Origin of the sequence: Aeromonas sp. 602200, assembly GCF_049173895.1 — a bacterium.
GTDB lineage: Bacteria > Pseudomonadota > Gammaproteobacteria > Enterobacterales > Aeromonadaceae > Aeromonas > Aeromonas veronii_A.
Window position 1 is genome coordinate 55,153 of the sequence record NZ_JAAKSL010000019.1, and the last position, 18,589, is coordinate 73,741.

Annotated in this window: 14 protein-coding genes and 1 tRNA gene; 8 read left to right on the forward strand and 7 right to left on the reverse strand. The window is 60.4% G+C overall.

Translation table 11 applies throughout. The features are described from left to right. Nucleotides 1-510 precede the first annotated feature (510 nt). The 4 genes from glpC to G5221_RS18825 all read right to left on the reverse strand — a co-directional run bounded on the left by glpC (nt 511) and on the right by G5221_RS18825 (nt 5,390). Nucleotides 511-1,713 carry an anaerobic glycerol-3-phosphate dehydrogenase subunit GlpC gene (glpC, locus tag G5221_RS18810; RefSeq protein ID WP_040069181.1) on the reverse strand — a complete coding sequence of 401 codons (1,203 nt, stop codon included), beginning with the start codon at nt 1,711-1,713 and terminating at the stop codon, nt 511-513. A 51-nt stretch (nt 1,714-1,764) separates the two neighbouring features. Next, on the reverse strand, nt 1,765-3,030 hold the full coding sequence (glpB, locus tag G5221_RS18815; protein WP_421263700.1) for a glycerol-3-phosphate dehydrogenase subunit GlpB: 1,266 nt from the start codon (nt 3,028-3,030) through the stop codon (nt 1,765-1,767). Beyond that, the gene (glpA, locus tag G5221_RS18820) at nt 3,020-4,693 is read right to left on the reverse strand and encodes an anaerobic glycerol-3-phosphate dehydrogenase subunit A (RefSeq protein WP_151285680.1); all 1,674 of its coding nucleotides are present in this window, start codon (nt 4,691-4,693) and stop codon (nt 3,020-3,022) included. The genes glpB and glpA overlap by 11 nt, the downstream gene beginning before the upstream one ends. Before the next feature lie 241 nt (nt 4,694-4,934). Then, a complete protein-coding gene (locus G5221_RS18825) occupies nt 4,935-5,390 on the reverse strand; it encodes a YchJ family protein (protein WP_113739968.1) in 456 nt (151 codons plus the stop codon). Between the two features lie 123 nt (nt 5,391-5,513). Between G5221_RS18825 and G5221_RS18830 the strand changes: the two genes are divergently transcribed. The 4 genes from G5221_RS18830 to G5221_RS18845 all read left to right on the forward strand — a co-directional run bounded on the left by G5221_RS18830 (nt 5,514) and on the right by G5221_RS18845 (nt 10,431). Continuing rightward, nucleotides 5,514-7,181 carry a methyl-accepting chemotaxis protein gene (locus tag G5221_RS18830; protein WP_139406894.1) on the forward strand — a complete coding sequence of 556 codons (1,668 nt, stop codon included), beginning with the start codon at nt 5,514-5,516 and terminating at the stop codon, nt 7,179-7,181. A gap of 132 nt (nt 7,182-7,313) precedes the next feature. Next, a complete protein-coding gene (locus G5221_RS18835) occupies nt 7,314-8,525 on the forward strand; it encodes an ROK family transcriptional regulator (RefSeq protein WP_005333476.1) in 1,212 nt (403 codons plus the stop codon). Between the two features lie 174 nt (nt 8,526-8,699). Further along, nucleotides 8,700-9,455, forward strand: coding sequence for a tRNA-uridine aminocarboxypropyltransferase (locus G5221_RS18840; RefSeq protein WP_421263701.1), 756 nt, complete (start codon nt 8,700-8,702; stop codon nt 9,453-9,455). A gap of 199 nt (nt 9,456-9,654) precedes the next feature. Next, entirely contained in the window at nt 9,655-10,431 is a 777-nt protein-coding gene (locus G5221_RS18845) for a TSUP family transporter (protein ID WP_421263702.1), read from the forward strand. A 76-nt stretch (nt 10,432-10,507) separates the two neighbouring features. Here G5221_RS18845 and G5221_RS18850 read toward each other — a convergent pair whose 3' ends face one another. Together G5221_RS18850 and G5221_RS18855 are read right to left on the reverse strand one after the other, a co-directional pair. Next, entirely contained in the window at nt 10,508-11,374 is an 867-nt protein-coding gene (locus G5221_RS18850; protein WP_421263703.1) for a LysR family transcriptional regulator, read from the reverse strand. A gap of 60 nt (nt 11,375-11,434) precedes the next feature. Then, entirely contained in the window at nt 11,435-12,352 is a 918-nt protein-coding gene (locus G5221_RS18855; RefSeq protein WP_421263704.1) for a DMT family transporter, read from the reverse strand. 168 nt (nt 12,353-12,520) lie between these two features. Here G5221_RS18855 and G5221_RS18860 point away from each other — a divergent pair, with 168 nt between their 5' ends. The 3 genes from G5221_RS18860 (at nt 12,521) to G5221_RS18870 (ending at nt 16,187) form a co-directional block, all read left to right on the forward strand. Then, the gene (locus G5221_RS18860; RefSeq protein ID WP_266134870.1) at nt 12,521-13,399 is read left to right on the forward strand and encodes a helix-turn-helix domain-containing protein; all 879 of its coding nucleotides are present in this window, start codon (nt 12,521-12,523) and stop codon (nt 13,397-13,399) included. Between the two features lie 262 nt (nt 13,400-13,661). Next, on the forward strand, nt 13,662-15,299 hold the full coding sequence (locus G5221_RS18865; RefSeq protein WP_421263705.1) for an ATP-dependent endonuclease: 1,638 nt from the start codon (nt 13,662-13,664) through the stop codon (nt 15,297-15,299). A gap of 168 nt (nt 15,300-15,467) precedes the next feature. Beyond that, nucleotides 15,468-16,187 carry a hypothetical protein gene (locus G5221_RS18870; protein ID WP_151285685.1) on the forward strand — a complete coding sequence of 240 codons (720 nt, stop codon included), beginning with the start codon at nt 15,468-15,470 and terminating at the stop codon, nt 16,185-16,187. A 67-nt stretch (nt 16,188-16,254) separates the two neighbouring features. On the opposite strand, the gene glgX is transcribed toward G5221_RS18870, so the two are convergent. Further along, the gene (gene glgX / locus G5221_RS18875; protein ID WP_421263706.1) at nt 16,255-18,318 is read right to left on the reverse strand and encodes a glycogen debranching protein GlgX; all 2,064 of its coding nucleotides are present in this window, start codon (nt 18,316-18,318) and stop codon (nt 16,255-16,257) included. A gap of 196 nt (nt 18,319-18,514) precedes the next feature. Between glgX and G5221_RS18880 the strand changes: the two genes are divergently transcribed. Beyond that, nucleotides 18,515-18,588, forward strand: a tRNA-Met gene (locus tag G5221_RS18880). Nucleotide 18,589 lies beyond the last annotated feature (1 nt).

Consider the following 18,589-nt stretch of genomic DNA (forward strand, 5'->3'; position numbering starts at 1 on the left):
CCCATGTTTTTTATGCGATTGCTCGAGCTGGATATTACCAAATGGGTAAAAAGAATGATGATTTATCAGAGGGGGGCTTGCGCTAGATCAATTACCGAGAGCACCAACAGACAGAAATGAGATCCCGGTTAAATTATTAAGAAAGTCAGAATATTGGAAGTGTAATGAGTCTCTGTGGCGGGACGGAGCGACACCTGAGGTATGCCTGTGTTATTTGGCAAGGCATGCAGGGTTATCTGTCATATCAATTATCTATTTATGGGTACAAAAATAACAAATGAATAAATATTCTTTTTTTGAGAGGGCTGTCGGTTACAGTCTGTACGGGCCGGGCGTTCCGCCGATGGGCGAGATGGTCGGCAACATCAATGAGAGAAGCCGGCAATGCCGGCTCCTCTCAGGTCTTATCGTGATCAGATACTGTTTGGGTTGCAGCCCCAAAGGCATGGTGGTGAACCAACGAATACCCCGGCTTCGGGGTTTACACCAGCGGATATGGTCACGCTCATCTTATGCCAGAGCCTGGGCCAGCAGATGAATGGGATGCTCACAGCGGAAGCTGGTGCTCATCTCGATCTGCCATTTGCAGGTCTCGCAATCGGTGATCACCAGATCGGGGGAGAGGCGGTTGATTTGATCAAACAGCCCCTCGCCGATGGTCTGGCTGGTCTGGTAGTTCTCTGACTTGAAGCCGTAGGTGCCGGCGATACCACAACACTGGGACTCCAGTACCGTTACCTTGACCCCGGGAATGGCGCGCAGCAATTCGAGGGTGTAGATGACGCCCCCCATTTTTTCCATGTGGCAGGGGGTGTGGTAGGCGATGTGCAGATTGAGCGGCTTCATCGCCGGTTTGTTGCCCTTGTAGAACTCGTTCCACAGGAAGCGGGTCACCAGCGAGATGCGATCCCGCACCTTGTGGTTGTCCTGCTCCAGCAGGTGGGGGTATTCATCGCGCAGGGTGAAGCCACAGGTGGAGGAGGTGGCCAGCAGCGGCATCTCGTTGCCCAGCAGGGAGTTTTCCATCTGCTTGATATTAAAGGCCGCCTGCTGCTTGGCCTTGTCCATAAAGCCGTTGGCAATCAGCGGTACGCCGCAGCACTTCTCCCGCTCCAGCAACTGCACGCCGATGTTCATGGCGTTGAGCACCTGCACCAGCTCCTTGCCAAGCTGAGGATGGTTGTAGTTGACATAGCAGCCGTGGAAATAGGCTATTTGGCGCTCATAACGGGCCTGCGCTTCTTTTTGCTTCTTGTACCAGCCGCGGAAGGTGCCCTGGGAGTATTTGGGCAGGTCGCGGTGGGATGAGACCCCCAGCGCCTTGTCCAGCACCAGTTTCATCGGCTTGAGGCCGGTGGTGAAGTTGACCACCGGCGCCATCAGGGTAGACATGCTGCCCATCAGATCGGTGTGGGAGAGCACGAACTCGCGGATCCCCGGTTTGAAGCCGCTGTACTGGTGTTTGGCCTTGGCGATGATGTCGCCGATGCGCACCCCGCTCGGGCAGGCTACTTCGCAGCGTTTGCAGTTGGTGCAGTGCTTGAGGGCGCTATCGAACAGCTCCGGGCTCTTGATGCGCAGCCGCTCGCCATCCGGGCCCGCCTGTTTCGGGCCGGGGTAGGCGGGGTTGGCCTTGGCCACCGGGCAGTAGGCGGTACAGACGGTGCATTTGATGCACTGATCGAAAGTTTGGTTGGCGTGATCCAGTAGCATGTCAGTTCTCCTCCCGGCGATGATGAAGACACGGGATATGGGACGTAGTAATCATTGGGCCGCGCCCAGAATATGGCCGGCAGCCTGCCAGCCGGTGGCAACGGCAACGCCGGAGCCGGAACCTTCACGAATTGGGTCGTAATGGGCCAAGACACTGCCCGTGCCATAGAGGTTGGCGAGCGGCTTGCCGCCACGCAGCACTCTGAGCTTGTCGTCGGTCTTGACCCCGAAGCCCATGAAAGGGTGGTGGTCGAACAGACGGCGACCGGCCCAGGCATCGCGCTCTTCCAGACTCAACACATCGGCATCGAAGATGGGCTCGCGAATGCCGCGCAGACGGGACTCCAGTCCGCGGCTGAAGAAGCTGCCGGAGGCAAGCACGAAGTTGTCCGCCTCAAACAGCTGATCATCGCCATTCTGGGTATGTACGCCGACCACCCGGTCACCTTCGTAACGGGCTCCCAGTACCCGCTCGCTGGTGAGGAAGGTGCCACCAAGGGCCATAAAGCGGCGCTTGAGCGCCTCCTGCATCCGCATCCCGATCAGCGATGGCGGCATGGTGGCCACCTCCTTGATGGTACAGCCGGTACGCTGCTCCAGCTCCGCCAGACGCGGGCCTACCAGCCCCAGCGACAGGCAGGCGGGCAGCACGATATGGCGGCAGCCGGGTACACCGCTCTCCTGCACCATGCGGCTGATCTCGCGGGCCAGATCGGCCACCAGATGATGCTTGTCACAGAGGCGCGCGATGTCGGCTGAGCGAAACTCGTGGGGATTGCGGCTGAATTCGGCCAGCTGGGGCAGGCGGATTTCGCCGGTCAGAATGCGGCAGTGGGCAAAACGCGGATGGGTCGCCAGATTGGCGGCCGCCAGTGCCGGATGAAAGTCGCGAAAGCCCTCGAGGGTGGCCAGCAGCAGCACGTCCGGGATCGGCGCATCGGTGACGCAGGCACAGGTATCGGGGGAGAGCCAGGTGCGCTTTAGGGTACCGATGGGGGTCAGGCGCTGGTGATTGGTTTCGTGGCGCACCAGCGGCAGCCCCTGCTCGGCGCAGTGGCGCTGCAGATCGGCCAGACTCGCTTCGATATTCTGCATTCCGACTTTGCTGTAGGGGTGATCCGGATGGGCTGCCATAAAGGCGGGCAGGGCAGCGCGGGGATCTCCCTCGCTTTCGAGCAGATCGACCGAGCCGGAGGAGAAGTGCAGGGCACTCTGGCCGGAGGCCATCAGCAGGGTCTTCTGTCCTGCCTCCACCAGCCGCAGGGCTGCCGAGAGTCCCGCCATGCCACCGCCGATAACGATATTGTCAAACTTCATGACGGCTCTCCTTGTGAGTGGTCTCGCTGGTTGGGTCGCGTGGGGTATCGGCAACCAGCTGTGGCGTCGTCCATTCCCCCAGGCCAAACAGCCCTTCGTAGATCCAGTAGGTAAACTCAGCCTCGCGCAGGGCATCGCCCCACAGGACGGGGCGGGTCCCCTTGTAGCGCTCCTCCAGGAACTGGCGCAGCATGACGCAGGCCTGACGGCCGTCAGCCTTGCCATACTCCTGCATCAGACCGGCGGCGCGATAGGCGCACAGCTCGCCCTGGCAGGGCCCCATTCCCAGACGGGTGCGGCGGCGCAGGTCGATGAGGTTGTCCACATCCAGCTCGCGCAGGGCGTATTCGATTTCGCCTGCGGTGACCATTTCGCACTCGCAGATGAGGGCGTTGGCTTTGGGGTTGTCACGGAAGAAGGCGATGACCCGCTCGCCGTGGCGGTATTGGGCTGAGCCTTCGACCGGCACCGAGAGGCCGGGGGCGGAGACCTTTTCCGGATCCCGCGAGCCGGGCAGGCTCAGTTCGGCGGTCTGGCAGGGTTTGCTGTTGCCGAGTTTCTTGGCCAGCAGATCGGTGGCCCACTCCGCCATCAGGCGGTAGGTCATCAGCTTGCCGCCGGTGATGGTGTTGAAGCCCTTGAGGCCGTCACGCTCGGCGTGATCCAGCAGCACGATGCCGCGACTGATGTTGCGGCCGGTGTCGTCACCATCCACCGCTACCAGCGGGCGCACCCCGGCGTAGGCGCGCAGCAGGCGGGTGCGCGCCATGATGGGAGCGAGCTTGATACCTTCGCGCAGCAACACTTCGACCTCTTCGGGTTCGACGGTGAGCTGGTCAATCTTGTTGTAATCGATGCGACTGGAGGTGGTGCCGATGAGGGAGATGGTATCGCCTGGCACCAGAATGTCCGCATCCGCCGGTTTGCGGGCGCGGTTGAGCACCAACTGGTTGATGCGGTAATCCATGATGAGCAGGGAGCCCTTGGCCGGGAACATGCGGATGCCGAGATCGGCATATTCGCAAATTTGCTGGCCCCAGATGCCGGCGGCGTTGATCACCTCCTGACACTCCACCTCGAACGCTTCGCCGGTGCGGGTATTGATCGCCTTGACCCCGTGCACCCGATCTTGCGTGCGCAACAGCCCCAGCACCTTGCAGTGGGTAAAGATGCGCGCACCGTGCTCTTTGGCGTCCAGCACGTTGGCAGCAGCAAGGCGGAACGGGTCGACCGTGCCATCCGGCACATGGATGGCGCCGATCATCGCCGGGTTGGCGTTGGGCTCCATACGCAAGGCTTCGCGCGGATCGAGCTGGCGGGTTTCGATACCGGCCAGGGCACAGGCATCCATAAAGGTGTTTTGGAAATTGATGTCATCTTCCGGCAGGGTGAGGAAGAGGCCGCCCGTGTCTTCGACACAGTGGCTGGCAATTCGCTTGAGGATGCGGTTTTCCTGGATGCATTCGCGGGCGGACTCCTGATCCGTCACCGCGTAGCGGGCACCGGAGTGGAGCAGGCCGTGGTTGCGACCGGTGGTGCCGGCGGCGATATCATCGCGCTCGAGCAGGATGCAGTCGATGCCGCGCAGTGCGCAATCGCGCATGATGCCGGCCCCTGTGGCACCGCCGCCTATGATGACGACTTGTGTAGTTATTCTTTTCATTGTTGCCCGTCTCATCTCTTCCAGATGAGGCCAGTGTGGCCTACTTCTGAGTGAAAATGTTTGATATGGGCCAAATTTGCGCTCGCAAACGCTCATTTGCTCGCGCGTTAATGAGCATTATGTGACATTTGTCACGCTTGTTATCGCATCGGTTGATGGCTGGTGGCGAATGGCAGACACAAAAAAGGGGCATCGGATGCCCCTTGTAACTGTTTGACGAGTCTGGTGGGTGTGTGATGCGTCAGCCGCAGCACTTCTTGTGCTTTTTGCCGCTGCCACAGGGGCAGGGATCGTTGCGGCCGGTTTTGAGGGGGGCCGGATCCTGCTCTCCCTCGGTGTAGACCCAGCGCCCCTGATAACGCACGAAGCGGGAACGCTCATGGAGGCAGTGACGCTCATCCCCCTCCAGAAACCAGGCTTTGAACTCCACCATTCCGGTTTCATCCTCCGTGCCGCCCTGGCTGGCGATGATCTCGAGACCGTCCCAGCGGGTGTCGATGCGTGAAAGCTCTTCGGCGGTGAGGCCGCCAAGGTGGGCCGGGTGCCAGCTATGGACCAGATACTCCCCCAGACCAAGCACAAAAGCGCTGTAGCGAGAGCGCATCAGCTGTTCCGGGGTGTCAGCCACTGCGCCACTGTGACGTGAGCCACAGCACAATTCGAGAGAAAGGGTTGAGCCGCAAGGACAAAGATTCATGATTTTCACGTTCTGGCCGATTTGTTTAAGGGAATTGTAACGAAAGCTGGGCTCGCCCTGCCAGCACCTATACTGATGAGTAAGCAAGGAATTCCAATAAAAACAGCTGCAAGGATGTGAAAGATGACGCTAAAGCAGAAAATCCTGTTACTGGGTGCAGTCCCCGTACTGTTGATGGCCCTGGTGGTCAATCTCAGTAACTACATGGTCTCCAAGAGTGATCTGGAGTCTGATCTGGTGGTGGCGAGAGAAAATGCCATCAAGGAGCGTAAAGCGCTGCTCAGCAGTTACATCATGATGGCCAAAACCGCCGTCGATGCCGTGTATTCTCTGCCGGATTCTCCGGAAAATCGACAAAAGGTCAAAGAGTTGCTAAGACCGCTGCGTTACAGCAGTGATGGCTACTTCTTTGTCTATGACTTCGAGGGCAACACCATACTGTTGCCGGTGCGTACTGAGCTGGAGGGGAAAAACCGCTGGAACGACAAGGATGCCAAGGGCAAATTGCTGATCCAGGAGATCCTCAAGTCGGCCCGTCAGGGGGATGGTTTTACCGAATACTGGACGGCCAAGCCCTCCATCGGTCGCGATGCCCCCAAGCTGGCCTTTACTCTGGTGCTGGACAAATACCAGTGGGCCATTGGTACCGGTTTTTATATCGATGATATCGACAACGAGCTGGCGGCCTTGCGGGCAGAGCGCGAGAGCAACATGCATGCCTCGTTGCAGAGCAGTGTGCTGGTGATCCTGCTGATCCTCGGTATCACCCTGGCGGCGACCGTTATTGTGGGCAACCGGGTCACCAAGCCGCTGGCGGATGCGGTACTGGCATTGAACGATATCGCCAACGGCGACGGGGATCTGACCCAGCGCCTCAAGGTGCAGAGTCAGGACGAGATTGGCCAGCTGGCCAGCGCTTTCAACCGCTTTGTCGAGCGGATCCAGTCGGTGGTGAGTCAGGTGGGCGAGACCAGCAACCACCTCTTTAGCGCGGTCGACAAGCTGCACCATCTGAGCGAACACTATGACCATCAGATGCAGGGCCACAGTCGCGAGACCGACCAAGTGGTTACCGCAGTGACCGAGATGAGCTCCACCGCTCAGGAGGTGGCGGCCAGTGCCTCCAATGCTGCGACAGCAACCAGCGATGCGGCCCGTGAATCGGATGCCGCCCGGGGGGTGGTGAGCGGGGCCATCAACAGTATCAACCGGCTGGTGGGGGAGGTGCATACTGCCTCCGGCGTTATCGAGCAATTGGCGCAAGAGACCGCCAAGATTGGCTCGGTGGTGGAGGTCATTCGCGGCATTGCCGAGCAGACCAACCTGCTGGCGCTGAACGCCGCCATCGAGGCGGCCCGTGCCGGTGAGCAGGGACGCGGCTTTGCGGTGGTAGCGGACGAAGTGCGTTCGCTGGCCGGTCGTACCCAACAGAGCACCAAGGAGATCAACGAGATGCTGCAACGTCTGCAGGGCGGGGTGAAGCAGGCGGTGGAGGTGATGCAGGCGAGCGAGGATCGCAGCCAGGAGACGGTGCAGGAGGCGAGCCATATCGCCAGCTCCCTCGACAGCATGGTGATGGCGGTCAGTACTATCAACGACATGAACATCCAGATCGCCACCGCCGCCGAGGAGCAGCACGCGGTCTCCGAGGAGATCAACAAGAACCTGGTGGCCATTCAGCAGATTGTCAGCGAGCTGACCAGTGCGGCGGTAGAGTCCAACAGCACCACTCGCGATCTGGCCAGTACCGGCGACAAATTGCGCAAACTGGTATCACAATTCCGTTATTGATCTTGCAATGGTCCGTGACGGTAACCACAAGATGCGGCCTGACCCCCGGTTCAGGCCGCACTTTATTTGGGGATTGACCAATAATGTGTGAAAATTGCCAGCCTCTTTTTTTCAGCCTTTGCCCCATACCCTATGAATGAGATCGTGAAAGGTAGTATCGATTTGATCCGGCAGCTCAACTACGGCCTGGTCTATGCCAGCCTGGAAGAGCACAAGGAGCTGTCGCGCACCGATCTCTCCCGCCTGACCGGCCTCTCGCCAGCCAGTATCACCAAGATCACCCGGGAGCTGCTCGATGGGGGTCTGGTGGTCACCTGTGGTGAAAGTTCGGTGGGGCGCGGTCGTCGTCAGACTTTGCTGCGCATCAATGAACGCCGCTTCCAGTTTCTCTCCATGCGTCTTGGCCGTGGCTACGTGGATATGGCGCTGTTTGACTTCTCCGGTCGCTCGCTGGCTCGCCAGCGCCACCTCTTCACCGAGGAGGAGCGCGCCGATCTGCTGGGCAGTCTGGTGCACGCCATCAAGGTGTTTTTGCCGAGAAAATCTCTCAGTCTGGCCTGTATCGCCCTCTGTCTGCCGGGTCAGGTAGAGCGCCACTCCGGTATGGTCAAGCACTTCCCCTTCTACGATCTGCGCAACTGGCCCCTTGGCCCGACTCTGCAACAGGCGTTCTCGGTACCTGTGCTGGTGAGCGGTGACGTGCGCACCTGGATCCAGGCCGAGCGGGAGTGGGGGGCCGCCAAAAATTGCGCCGATGCGGTGCTGGTGTTTGTCCACAACGACATCGGGGTCGGCATGGTGGTCAATGGTCAGCTCATCGAGAGCGAGAATGCGCTGCTCGGGGATCTCAGTCACCTGCAGCTCGAACCCTATGGCCAGCGCTGCTACTGCGGCGGCTTTGGCTGTGCCTGCACCCTGGTGACCAATCAGGCGCTGGAGGCGCAATACCGGGATCTGCGCGAGCGGATGCAGGAGCACGACTTGCCCGAGAGCGTCACCATTCGCGAGCTGTGCGAGCTGGCGCTGGCGGGTAACAGCCTTTGCCAGGATATTCTCCATCAGGCGGCGGGTCGCCTCTCCAAGGTACTCTCCAATCTCATCTGCCTGCTCAATCCGGGCAAGCTGCTGCTGGGGGGCGAGATCACCCGTGCCGATCGGCTGCTCTTCCCCATGCTGCACCAGTCGCTGGCCAGCCAGTTACCCGCCGAATATCTGGTACGGCTGCAGATTGAATCCACCCACTTCTACGAAGATCCCACCAAGCCCACTTCGGTGCAGGTACACAAGGCACTGCGCGATGGCAGCCTGTTGCTGGAGCTGCTGCGCAGCTGTCAGGAGTCGTAAGACAAGAGGGGTTGGCACTGCGTTTGGCGAAAGGGTCAGGGATTGCTGTTCCGCCAGCGCGTAACTCGGTACAATCTTGCGCTTTTCCGGCAGTCCCCCTGTTATCGCCCCCTGTGGCGCCATGACATGTTGGCACCGCTGCCGTTCCTGTTTTGACTCCAGTTGTGAACCTAGATGAAGCCTGTTCCTGATCACGCCGTCAACCGCCTGCGGGCCTGGCGCAAGAGTATCTCTACCCGACCGTTTCTTGCCCGTGGCGGCACCCTGGCCCGCTGTCCGGCCTGTCAGCTGCGCGAGGATTGGTGTGCCTGCGAGTGGCGCCCCGAGCTCAAAGCGGAGGCCGGTTTTTGCCTGCTGATGTATGACAGCGAGCCGATGAAGCCCTCCAACACCGGTCGCCTGATCGCCGATGTGTTGCCGGATACCACCTGGGCGTTTCTCTGGTCGCGCACCCAACCCCATCCCGAGCTGCTGGCCCTGCTGGCCGATCCCGCGTGGCAACCCTATGTGGTCTTTCCCGCCTGCGAAAAGGAGCCGGCCCGTTTGACCGGCGAGGTTGTGCTGGCGCCCGGCAAGAAGCCGCTCTTTATCCTGCTCGATGGCACCTGGCCGGAGGCGCGCAAGATGTTCAACAAGAGCCCCTACCTGGACGGTTTTCCGGTGCTTGCCATCAAACCCGATGCGCTCTCCACCTACGGCATGCGGGTGGCCAACAGCGAGGAGCACCTCTGCACCGCCGAAGTGGCGGCCTGCGTGCTGGAAGTGGCGGGAGAGCTCAAGGCGGGGCAGGCACTGCAGCACTGGTTCAATCTGTTCAGCAGCCGCTACATGGCCGGTCGGGTCAGCCGTTTCCCCGGTGCCGATGAGGATCATCTCTGTGAGGCACTGGCGGCCATCAAGGAAGCGAACGTCGCTTCAACGGCTTGCTAACGGGCACTCTGAGGGTTGGGCCAGGGACGTGGCCGCTCAAATTAATGAAAATCAGGAATCAATTGGCTGCCACTGTTTCGTTAGATTCATGGTCAGGGGCCCGCTAGGATAGCGGGCAGCCTGTGCAGCCCCCCGCACAACGTCGTTTTGGTTATCTCCGGTTGCTCCTTCGGGCAACCCACTCTCGTGAGGTCTATGGATGGAATTGGAACTGGTTACCCTGTTTGCCCTGTTTGGCGTGGCGCTTGTCGCCGGCTTTATCGATGCCATCGCCGGTGGCGGCGGCCTGCTGACGGTGCCGGCCCTGCTGGCCACCGGCATGCCGCCCGCGCTAGTGCTCGGTACCAACAAGCTGCAGAGCAGTTTTGGCTCCTTCTCCGCCACCTGGTTCTATGCCCGCAAGGGGCTGCTGGAGTGGGCCATGATCTGGCCTGCGGTGATCTGCACCTTTATCGGTGCGGCCATCGGCACGCTGGCAGTGCAGACCATAGACGCCGCCATTCTCGAGCGCCTGCTCCCTTTCCTGCTGATGGCCTTTGCCTGCTACTTCTACTTCTCGCCGCGGGTAAGCGATGCCGAGAGCTCCCGCCGTCTGACTCCCATGCTGTTTGCGTTGCTGGTGGGGGGCGGTGTCGGCTTTTATGACGGCTTCTTCGGGCCGGGCACAGGTTCGTTTTTTGCCATCGGTTTCGTGGCGCTGGCGGGCTTTGGCATGGCGCGCGCCACCGCCCATACCAAGCTGCTCAACTTCACCTCGAATATCGCCTCCCTGCTGTTCTTTGCGCTCGGTGGCAAGGTGGTGTGGAGTGTCGGTTTTTGCATGGCGCTGGGGCAGTTTATCGGCGCCCGCTTCGGCTCCAAGATGGTGTTGAAAAAAGGGGCGAAGCTGATCAAGCCGCTGCTGGTGACCGTTTCCTTGCTGATGTCTGCCAAGCTGGTCTGGAGCCAGTATCCCGAGCTGTTTGCCTGGATCTGATGTGCGCCTTGCTTGCCGCATCGAAATTGTTAACGGGGCCCTTGGGCCCCGTTGTCATATCTGGTGTTTTACAGCGCTAGCGCGGTGTGTCGCTGCAGTGGCGAAAGTGTTGGTGCAGGGCGCTCACCAGCCTGGCGATCCGCTCTCGCTTTAGGCTGTTTGGTCGGTAGACCAGATGCAGGGGGCGGCCCAGCCTGGGCAGTGGGCGGGCCATCTCCCCCTGTTCTCCCACCAGCCCCAGCAGGCCAGCGGGGAGCAGCACAGGGCCAATACCTGCCTTGGCGAGTTCGATGAGCGCCAGATAGGAGTCGAGCTCCATGGCGGGCTCCAATCCCATATCTGCCAGCGGTTCGCGAAGGTAGCGGTTGGAGGGGTTCTCCAGATCCATGGTGAGGATCTTGCGCCTGCTTTCTGCGCTGGCTGGTGGCAGGCTCTGCTGCGCCTCGCCCACCAGATAAAAGGGCTCTTCCAGTAGCAGATCTGCGCCGAGTCCATGGCCGGGAGGGAGCCGACCGGCGCAGATGCCGAGCAGGGCATCGCCGCTGCGCACCCGTGCCAGAATGACCGGCGTGTGGTGGGTAGAGAGGGCAAGATGCGGGTCGCGGCCAAGGTAGCCGTGCATAAAGTGGGCGAGATAACCCGCCAGCAGGGTTTCGGAGCAGGCAATGGGGAGGGGGCTCTGATCCGCCAGATCCTGACTATCGGCAAGCACCCCCTTCATCTCTGCCAGACTCGGGGCCACTCTCTCCAGCAGCTCCTGCGCCTGCGGGGTGAGGCGGATCTGGCGCCCCTCCGGCTCGATCAGCTTCTTGCCAAGGCGCAGCTCCAGCTGGGCAATCCGCTTGCTTACCGCCGACTGGCTGATATAGAGGCGACTGGCCACCTTGGCCATGGTCCCTTCACTCGCCAGCAGGCTCAGCGTCTCCAGCCCTTCCAGTAACATCTCGCCCTCTCGTGTCGCCACCATACATATCGAATGGCGCTACCTTAGGGGCTGACTGGTTCAGGAGCAAGGGTCGTTTGCTGCCTTGGCCGGTCGAATGCGCCATTCGCTTAAGGGTGGCGCGAAGATCACCAGATTGCCGATGAGGCTCACCACCACTCCGGCTACCGAGACCGGCAGCCAGACAAAGCCTTCGTAGAAGGTGGAGAGGGTAAGCGCCACCAGCGGAAAGAGCACGGTGGCGTAGGAGGCCTTGCTGGCACCGATGCGACCAACCAGGGTCAGGTAGGCGGTAAAAGCGATCACCGAGCCAAACAGGGCGAGATAGACCATGGCCGCCAGATAGTGGCCATCGGTCGGCACCACCAGTTGCTGTCCGAGCAATGTGACCCAGCCCAGCAACAGCACCACGCCGTAAACCATGCCCCAGGGCACCAGTTGCAGTACGTGGTAGCCGTGGCGTTGCCCCTGTGCCGAGACCAGATTGCCTAGCGAAAAGCAGAGGGTGCCGCCGCAGGCGAGCAGCAGCCCCTTCCAGCCGTTTGTACCCAGTTGCGCATTTGCCAGCACCGGCCAGAACAGTAACAGGGTGCCAAAGAGCCCCAGCAAGGAGCCTTGCAGCCAGCGCAGGGTGGGGCGCTTGCGCTCGAACAGCCAGAGGTTGAGGCCGTTGAAGATGCTGGCACTGGCGAAGATCACCGCCGACATGCCGCTCGGGATGTAACGGGTGGCGTGGTAGAAGCAGAGAAAGTTGGTGGAAAAGAGCAGGGCTCCGAGCAACGCGGCGTAACGCTGGCCGTGCAAGGGGAGGCGTGGAAAGCGGCCGCTGGCGGTGAGCAGGGCAAACAGTGCCACCGCTGCCAGCAGGAAGCGGTAGAGCACCGACACCTCGATGGGGATGGGGCCAAGTTGCCAGGCGATGGCAATCCAGGTGCTGCCCCAGATAAGTACGGTGGCAAGATAGAGCATCAGATTCATCACAGTTCCGGTGAGTCAGGGAGAGATGACCCACTATGGGGCGAGCCCTGATGGCTGGATTGCACCATCTTGCGGTTTTTCATCGCCTTGCGCTGTCATCTGCGGGCGCGGTTGGTAAGATGGATGGCTGCGGCATAATACGTACACCTGAACAGGCGGCAGGGGCGAATGAAAACAGCAGGGGTATTTGATGCACTGGTCAGCACCGGCGCCCGGCTGGAGGACGCCTGCTGGCTCGAACCCGGGCTCGGGGTGGCCAGTTGGCGCAATTGCTATGACCAGACCCGCTATCACAAGCCGGGCCACCACACCCTGAGCGTCTATCTGCAAGGAGGCGAGCAGACCGAGCGACTCGATGGGCCGGGTGGCCACGGTGGCACCGGCAAGGTGTGCATCATGCCGGATCACCACAGATCCGAGTGGCTGGTGCGCGAAGAGTTTCGCTTCTTTCATCTCTACTTCACCCCGGCTCACCTCACCCGTATCGCCGAGGAGGCGTGTGACAAGGAGGGGCGCCACCTGCAACTGGTGGACAAGACCTTTATCGACGATCCGCAGGCGGCCGGACTGGTGCAGCGCCAGTTGATGCAACTGGAGTGGCAGCACGGGGTCGATCGGCTGGCACTCTCCCACGGCGCCTGGATGTTGATCCTCCACGCCTACCGCCACCACACCGAGGAGGCTCCCGGTTTGCCGCCTCTGCGCGGCGGGCTGGCGCCCGTGGTTATCAAACGGGTGCAGGAGTATCTGCAGGCCCATCTGGCCGACTCGGTCACGCTGGCAGAGCTGGCCCAGCAGGCGGGGCTGAGCGAGTATCACTTTGCCCGCATGTTCGGCCAGAGTCTCGGCTGCCCGCCCCACCGTTACCTGCTGGGGCTGCGGCTCAAACGGGCCAAGCAACTGTTGGCTGGCCCCGAGCCGCTGGCCAGCATCGCCAGTCAGTGTGGCTTCTCTTCGCAGGCCCATTTCGGTAATCGTTTTCGCGAGGCGTTTGGTTTGACGCCGGGGCAGTGGCGGGCGCAATTGTCATCTTCCCGTCACAGATAAGCCTGAGACTTTGGGCAAAAGAGGTGTACTCTCTACCACTTATCCATTGAAAGGAATGCACATTGAATTATCGCAAACGTCAAATCCGTACCCGTCACCTTTGGTTCAGCCACTGGAATGCCCCGCAAGATCGCACCGCTGTCGTCACCCCTCCCGAACCTGCAGTGCCTCACAGTTCACGTTGAAAAAGCCCGGCTGCCGATAGGATTTTCCAGTTAACTTTGCCACTATTGCTCAATCTGAGTGACGTGGACATTGCAGGATGTTTCTGGAACGTATTGAAGTAAAAGGTTTTCGTGGTATAAATCGTCTTGCGCTCGGGTTGGATCACACCACAGTGCTGATTGGCGAGAATACCTGGGGCAAGTCGAGCCTGTTGCGCGCGCTCTGGTGTCTGCTGGGGCAAAATGCCGAGCCCTATCAGTTCACCGCCGATGATTTTCACCAACCGGAAGATCCCGAGCTGGCCCCTTCGCGTCATCTGCAACTGGTGCTCACCTTCAGTGAGCACAGGCCACAAATGTGCCAGCATTCTCGCCGTCTGGCTCGTCTTGGCGCCTCCTGGGTGCTGCACAAGGACAAGTTTCATCGCATCCACTATCGTGCCAGTGCCGAGCTGCAAGCTGATGGCTCTGTGCTCACCATTCACGACTTTCTCGACGGGGTGGGCAAGAGCCTGCCTATTGCCAATACTAACGAACTGGTTAGCCTGCTGATCACCATGAACCCGGTGTTCCGGCTGCGGGACGCTCGCAGTGCCCGCAACGGGGTGGAAACCCTGCAGTGGGGAGATCTCTCGGAGCACAGACTCAGTGAACTGGCCGACAAGCTGATCGATGAGCCCCAGCGCATCGGGGAGCCGGAGTTGAAGGAGGCGCTGCAAGCAGTGCGCCAGCTGATGGATCACTATTTCAACGCTCTGGCCCCCATCAAGAACAAACCGCGCAGCCAGCGTGACATCATCAATCGTCCCATGACGCTGCGCAATCCTGGCAACCTGCACACCCTGCTGCGCCATGCCGATAACCGCACCCTGCAACTGGCGATGGCCGGGATGGCGGCGACCCTGCTGCAGGCGCGAGGCAATCGCGAGCTGGAGGAGGGGGCTCGCCCCATCATGATCCTCGAAGATCCCGAGAGCCGCCTGCACCCCACCATGCTGGCGCTGGCGTGGGGGCTGCTGGAACAACTGCCGGGCCAGAAGCTGCTCACCACCAACTCGGGGGACTTGCTTTCTTCACTGCCGCTCAATCAGGTACGACGACTGGTGCGTCGCCAGCAGGATATCCTCTGTCACCAGCTGGGGGGCGAGCGCTACAGCAGCGACGATCTGCGCAAGATCGCCTTCCATGTGCGGATCAACCGCCCGATGTCGCTATTTGCCCGTTGCTGGCTGCTGGTGGAGGGGGAGACCGAAATCTGGTTGCTCTCCGAGCTGGCCCAGATCTGCGGCTACAGCTTGCGGGCCGAAGGGGTGCGGATCATCGAGTTTGCCCAGTGCGGCCAGTCGCCGCTCATCAAGGTGGCGCGGGATTTTGGCATCGAGTGGCACCTGCTCACCGATGGCGACGAGGCGGGGCTCAAGTATGCCGCCTCGGCTCGCGGTCAGCTCAAGGGCGAACGGGAGCGGGATCGCTTGACCCAGCTCCCTGCCGCCGACATCGAGCACTACCTCTATCACAACGGTTTTGAAGCTGTGTTTCGTCGCGAGGCCGGGGTGGGCGGGCGCGCCATGTGGAGTGCCAGTCATATCATCAATAAGGCGATTCATCATCGCAGCAAGCCGGGGATGGCGCTGGCGGTGGTGGAAGAAGCCGAGCGGCTTGGTGCCGAGCATATTCCTCCCGTGCTGCGTCAGATGTTTGCGCGGGTAGTGGCACTGGCTCGCGGTCAGGTGTGAAGTCGGTGTGATAATGGGCCTGTCGGCAGCATCATGACCTTCGGGGCATCTGCTCATTTTTTGCCGGTCTGTTTGTCGTGATTGGGGATAGCCGCAGGTTTGGGTATACTCGCCCACTCTTCTCCGGCGCCCCGGTGGCGCCCCCGAATTCTTGCTGCTGGAGGCGTCATGTTCGTCCAACTCCCACTTTGGCTCTTTCCCCTTACCGGCTTGATGGCGCTTGGTGCCCTCATTGCCCTCGGTATCGTGTTGTGGCGCGGTGATATCTGCCCCGGCCAGCGCTCACGCATCACTCAGCAGCTCTTTTCCATCTGGGTCATTACCGCGCTCTCCTTGATGCTGGCGGTAGAGGCCAAGGCGGCCAGTTGGCTGATCTGGAGTGGTGGTGCCGCACTGGTGCTCGGGGTCGGCTTGTCGCTGGCCCAGTCACGGTTGGAGGGCAAGCGTGCAGTCCCCTCAACGCTGCTCTGGTTGCCGGCGTTGCCACTCGCTGTTTATGGCTTCGGGCTGCTGCAGCTGCAGGGCTGGGTGAGCGGTTTATTGCAGATGGTGATGCTGGGAGCGGCCTTTGCTCACCTGATGCTGTTGCGAGCCCGTCACCGCCTCAAGGCGTTTAATACTCTTCTGCCGCTGGCTGCGCTGGCGGGCGCCATGGCCAGCCTTATCTGGCTGGCCGTGCTGGTGGGCTGGCAAGGGGCTGAAGCCAATCTCGATGATCTGATCCCGGCGGTGGTGACACAGGCTGCCTTGTTGGTGGCTTCCCTGCTGCTCTGGTTCAGCCCGCTCTACTTGCAGCGTGATACCGCGCCTGTGGTGGTTTCCACTTCCCTGTGTGGCCTGCTTATCGCCCAGATCGCCGCTACCAGCGTGCTGTACCAGCTGATCTGACACTGGTACTGAAAAGAGCAAGCCCCGAGCCAAGGCCCGGGGCTTTTTCATATCTGACTCTCGAGAATCAATAGAAGTCATCGGCCCCGCAGATAAACAGGCAACTGCTGCGTGGCTGGGCCAGATACTCTCTGGTCAACCCTTCCAGTGGCATGCCGAAAGTGCAGATATCTTGCGGTGAGGGGAGGGCGGTATCGAGGATCCGCCGCCAGTAGCCGCCAACTCCCTTGGGCGGGCTGGGCAGGTTGAAGGTGAGGGGCTCCCAGTAGGCGTTAAACAGTACGTAAAGGGCCAGTCGGGTTTCGCTTGACAGGGCCGACATGGCGATGGCATGGGAGTGGGGACTGAAGTCTGGCTGCATGGCATTGACTCCGTGCCAGCAGATCTCGCTGTGCCGCAGGATTTCGGTGAGCGACAGTGGCATGCTCTCCTGCTCCGGGCGCTGGAACAGATGTTTGCGATATTGGATCAGCTCCTTCATGAAGCGGAACATCTCCTGGCTGCGGGGAGTTGGTTGCCAATCCATCCAGCAGGTCGCGTTGTCCTGACAGTAACCGTTGTTGTTGCCGTGCTGGGTGCGCAGCAGTTCATCCCCCATCAACAGCATCGGGGATCCCACCGATAACAGGGTTGCCACCATCATGTTCTTGGCTTGGCGCGTGCGCAGGGCATTGATCTGGGGATCGTCCGTTACCCCTTCATGGCCGTGGTTCCAGCTGAAGTTGTGATCACAGCCATCACGGTTCTGCTCGCCATTGGCCTCGTTATGCTTGTTGTTGTAGCTGGCCCAGTCCCACAGGGTAAAGCCGTCGTGGCAGGTGACGAAATTGATGCTCTTCTCGGGATCTGCATGGTGATAGTGATAGATATCGGGGCTACCGCACAACCGTTCGACAAAGGCGGTGACGCTGTTGTCATCCCCGCGCAGAAACCGGCGTACGTCGTCCCTGAACTGGCCGTTCCACTCACGCCAGCGGGCGCCGGCCAGTGATCCCACCTGATAGAGCCCCCCTGCATCCCAGGCCTCGGCGATCAGCTTGATATCGGCGATCTTGGGATCGGTATCTATGGTGCGCAGGGTCGGGGCATTGGCCTGTGGCTGGCCCGATTCATCCCGCGACAAAATGGCAGCCAGATCAAACCGGAAGCCATCGACGTGCATCTCCTGGCGCCAGAAGTGCAGGCTGTCCATGATCATCCGCAGTACCACCGGGTGTGCGCCGTTGAAGGTGTTGCCACAGCCCGAGTAGTTGGTGTCCTTCTGGTTGTTGTCGAGGATGTAGTAGGCCTCGTTGTCGATGCCGCGAAACGAGAAGGTGGGGCCATTATCTCCCCCCTCGGCGGTGTGGTTGTAGACCACATCCAGGATCACCTCGATATTGGCCCTGTGCAGCGCCTTGACCATATCGCGAAATTCGGTCAGCGGATCATCGCCACAGGCGTACTGGGCATGGGGGGCGAAAAAGGACATGGGGCTGTATCCCCAGTAGTTGGATAGCCCCCTGGGAGCATCCTGAGGATCGAACTGAAACACCGGCAGCAGTTCAACGGCGGTGACTCCGAGAGATTGCAGATAGGGGATCTTCTCAATCAATCCAAGATAGGTGCCCCGCAATGCAGGATCAACCCCGGAGCTCGGGGAGTTGGTAAACCCCCCCAGATGGAGTTCGTAAATCACCGAGCGGGAGAGAGAGTGAGCAGGCAGTTTGTCTCCTTCCCAGTTGTAGTGGCGGGTATCGACTACCCGATTTTTGGCGCAGCAAGCCATATTGCTGCCGGGGCGTGCAGCCGCCCATCGGTCATAGTTGGGGCCCAGTTCAATACTGCGCCCATAGGGATCGAGCAGAACCTTGTCACCATCAAAGCGGGTGCCACAATAGGGACGCCATGGTCCCTGGATACGGTAGGCGTAGCGTTGCCCGATGGGGAGTCCTTCAATATGGATATGCCAGTAGTAGGCAGTTCGGTTGAAACGGGGGGAGAGGGGAATTACCTCGGGACTATCATCTTCGGCACTGGAGAAAAGCAGCAGCTCTACCCGGCTGGCCAAGCGGGCCCAGATGGCGAAGTTGACGCCGCGGTTGTCGGGTGTCGCCCCCAACTGACGGCAGTGACCGGCGGAGATGCGCATATCATACCTACCCAAAATGAGGAGTGTTCATCTCACTGAGTGTAGTGCCTGGTATGTGGCTTTGACTCTATTGCCTGAAAAAACAGCATGATGCTGCTAATGTCCTCACTCTCTGTCTGATTAATCTACGAATAAACTTTTTTTGAGATATTTACTTGCAATCTGTGCGCTGGCGCCTATTATTGGCGACCTCAGACGCGGGGTGGAGCAGCTCGGTAGCTCGTCGGGCTCATAACCCGAAGGTCGTCGGTTCAAATCCGGCCCCCGCAAC